Here is a 2,477-nt window from a genome sequence, read left to right on the forward strand (position 1 = left end):
CTGGATGTCGCAGCCCGCGTACGGGATCCCGGAGAGCTCCAATAACCCCTGGATCGCGCCGTCCTCGCCGAGCCTGCCGTGCAGGACGGGAAACACCAGGTCCAGCCGGATCGTCTCGTATCGGCCCTGCTCCAGGACCAGCAGTCCATGCACGCTGCGGTCCGGTGAGAGAACGACCGGACGGCAGCGGCCGTTCTCCCAGTCCTCCCGGGGGCCGTCGCAGAGCTTCCAGACGCCGCTGCGGGTGATCCCGATGTAGAACGGCTCGTATTTCTCGGTGTCGAGGTGCCTCGCGACCTCTTGCGCGGACTTGACGGAGATGGGGTGCTCTTCCGAACACCCGCCGAAGATGATTCCGATTCTCAACTTATCCATGTCGCTTCCCGCATTCGAAATTCAGGCAGTTGACGATGGAGTTCTCCACCGCGTCGCTGAGGGCGTGGTCGGTGTAATAGGCGGTGTGCGGGCTGATCAGCACACTCGGCAGCTCCTGCAACCGCAGCAACACCTTGTTCTCGATGGGTCGGCCCCTGCAGTCGGCGTAGAAGATCCCTTCCTCCCCTTCGAGGACGTCCAGCGCCGCCCCGGCCAATCGGCCGCTCTCCAGGGCCGCGAGCAGGGCATCGGTGTCGAGAAGGGAACCGCGGCCGGTGTTGACGATGAACGCGCCCCGCTTCAAGCGCTCGATGCGCCCGCGATCCAGAAGATGGTGGGTCTGCGCGGTCAACGGCGTATGCAGCGTCACGATGTCGCTTCGCCGCAGCAGTTCGTCGAGCGGAACGTAGTCGGCGAAAGCCTTCGGACGATTGTCGTAGGCCAATGTCCGGCAGCCGAAGCCGCGCAGCCGGTCGATGACGGCGGCGCCGATGCGTCCCGTTCCGATCACCCCGACGGTCAGATCCCGCAGTTCTTTCCCGCGTATCTCGTTCAACCGGTAGTCATGGATATCGGCACGGCGGACGGTGGACTTCGCATTCCGGACCGCCATCAGCATCAGCATCAGCGTGTAATCGGCCACGCTGTCGGGCGAGTAGGCGACGTTCTCGACGAAGATGCCGAGGCTCTCGGCGTATGTCACGTCGATGTGGTTGTAACCGATGCTTCTCGTGGAGATGTACCTGACGCCCACCCGGGCGAGCGCACGCAGGAGCGAGTCGGTGACCGCGGTCTTGTGGTCGACGCTGACGCACCGATTGCCCGAGGCCAGGCCGATGCCGGCCGCGGAGATCGCCGCCTCGGTGATGGTCGGCATGACGCCGAGACGGGGCGCCATCTCGCGGAACAGGACGGCTTCGTCCGGCCCGCAGCCGTACACCGTGATGCCCATTCGTGGAACGGGCGGGGACGACAGGTACGACGGGGACGCCAGCGATCGGGCGCGGCGGGCCGCTGCTCGTGCTACTTCGCCGTAGGTCATGCCGCCAGTCAAAGGAATGGGCTGTTGCCGGTGCGTATCGGAATTTCGATACACCGGCGATATCCCCGAATCGGGGCGGGGCGACGTGCTCTTCGTCTCAGTCGACGGGGCAGCGATCGGCCGGCCTGGATGACTACCATTCCCGCGGACCGATGGAGGATCATGAGCGACCTGTTCGACACGCAGCTGATGCGGCCGGTGCGGAAACCGGTGTTCGCGGACTGGCGCGGCCGGCGCCGGCGCGTCGTCATCGCTGCCGGCGTGGTCGCCGGGGTGGCGCTGGCCGGCTGGATCGCTCTGATCGTGGCCGGCTTCGTGCTGGCGATCGCCACCGGGCCGGCGTCAGCGGGTGGCGGCTGACCCGCATGCCACGGCACCGCAACGCCGGTCGGCCCCTGGCCCACTGGTCCATCTTCGTGCTGGCCGTCGCCGCCCTGTTCGCCACGCTGCTGCTCGACGACTTCGCCCGGGAGACCGGCGGCGGCACCGTCCGGCCCGGCCGCACCGAGATCGTCGACCACCCGTCCGCGCTGTCCGGCCCGGTGATCCTCGCCTCGGACGGCCGGGTGGTGGGTGAGCGGCTGCCGCCGCGTACCGTCGCCCTGACCTTCGACGACGGCCCGGACCCGGTCTGGACGCCCAGGATCCTGGACGCGCTGCGGCGGCACCGGGCGACCGCCACGTTCTTCGTCGTCGGAGCGCAGGTCAACAAGCACCCCGATCTGGTACGCCGGATCGTCGCCGAGGGCCACCAGCTCGGCCTGCACTCCTTCACCCACCGTGACCTCACGACCATGTCCGAGCCGCGCCGGCGGATCGAGTTCGAGCTGACCCGCAACGCCGTCGCGCAGGCCACCGGACAGGACCTGAAGCTGTTCCGGCCGCCCTACCTCGCCTCGCCGGCGAAGGTCGACGCTCCGGCGCTCGCCCTGATCGCGGACGCCGGGCGCAGGGGCTACGTGACGGTGCTGGCCGCCCGCGACACCGGAGACTGGCGCCGGCCGGGCGCCAAGATCATCGCCCCGGCGGCCTTGCCCGCCTCCGCCGCGGGCGCAATCGT

General features: G+C 68.6%; 3 protein-coding genes and 1 pseudogene. 2 read left to right on the forward strand and 2 right to left on the reverse strand.

Annotated features, from left to right (window positions below):
• Positions 1-375 (reverse strand): annotated as a pseudogene (locus tag AB0M20_RS38120) (D-alanine--(R)-lactate ligase); the annotation flags it as partial.
• Complete coding sequence (gene vanH, locus AB0M20_RS38125) at positions 368-1,327, reverse strand: D-lactate dehydrogenase VanH (RefSeq protein WP_364305739.1); 960 nt, start codon at positions 1,325-1,327, stop codon at positions 368-370. The pseudogene AB0M20_RS38120 and the gene vanH, both read right to left, overlap by 8 nt.
• A gap of 252 nt (positions 1,328-1,579) precedes the next feature.
• On the opposite strand from vanH, the gene AB0M20_RS38130 reads away from it, so the two are divergent.
• Positions 1,580-1,777, forward strand: a complete 198-nt coding sequence (locus AB0M20_RS38130) for a hypothetical protein (RefSeq protein WP_364305742.1) — start codon at positions 1,580-1,582, stop codon at positions 1,775-1,777.
• A gap of 5 nt (positions 1,778-1,782) precedes the next feature.
• Positions 1,783-2,477, forward strand: a 695-nt coding sequence (locus AB0M20_RS38135) for a polysaccharide deacetylase family protein (protein ID WP_364305744.1), incomplete at its 3' end; no start/stop codon positions are given.

The sequence above is a fragment of the Actinoplanes sp. NPDC051633 genome, from assembly GCF_040681735.1.
In the GTDB taxonomy this organism is placed as follows: Bacteria; Actinomycetota; Actinomycetes; order Mycobacteriales; family Micromonosporaceae; genus Actinoplanes.

What these genes read in the sequence shown, in the direction of transcription:
- vanH (WP_364305739.1), bottom strand. Translation starts at nt 1,327, where the DNA reads ATGGGCATCACGGTGTACGGCTGCGGGCCGGACGAAGCCGTCCTGTTC.
- AB0M20_RS38130 (WP_364305742.1), top strand. Translation starts at nt 1,580, where the DNA reads ATGAGCGACCTGTTCGACACGCAGCTGATGCGGCCGGTGCGGAAACCG.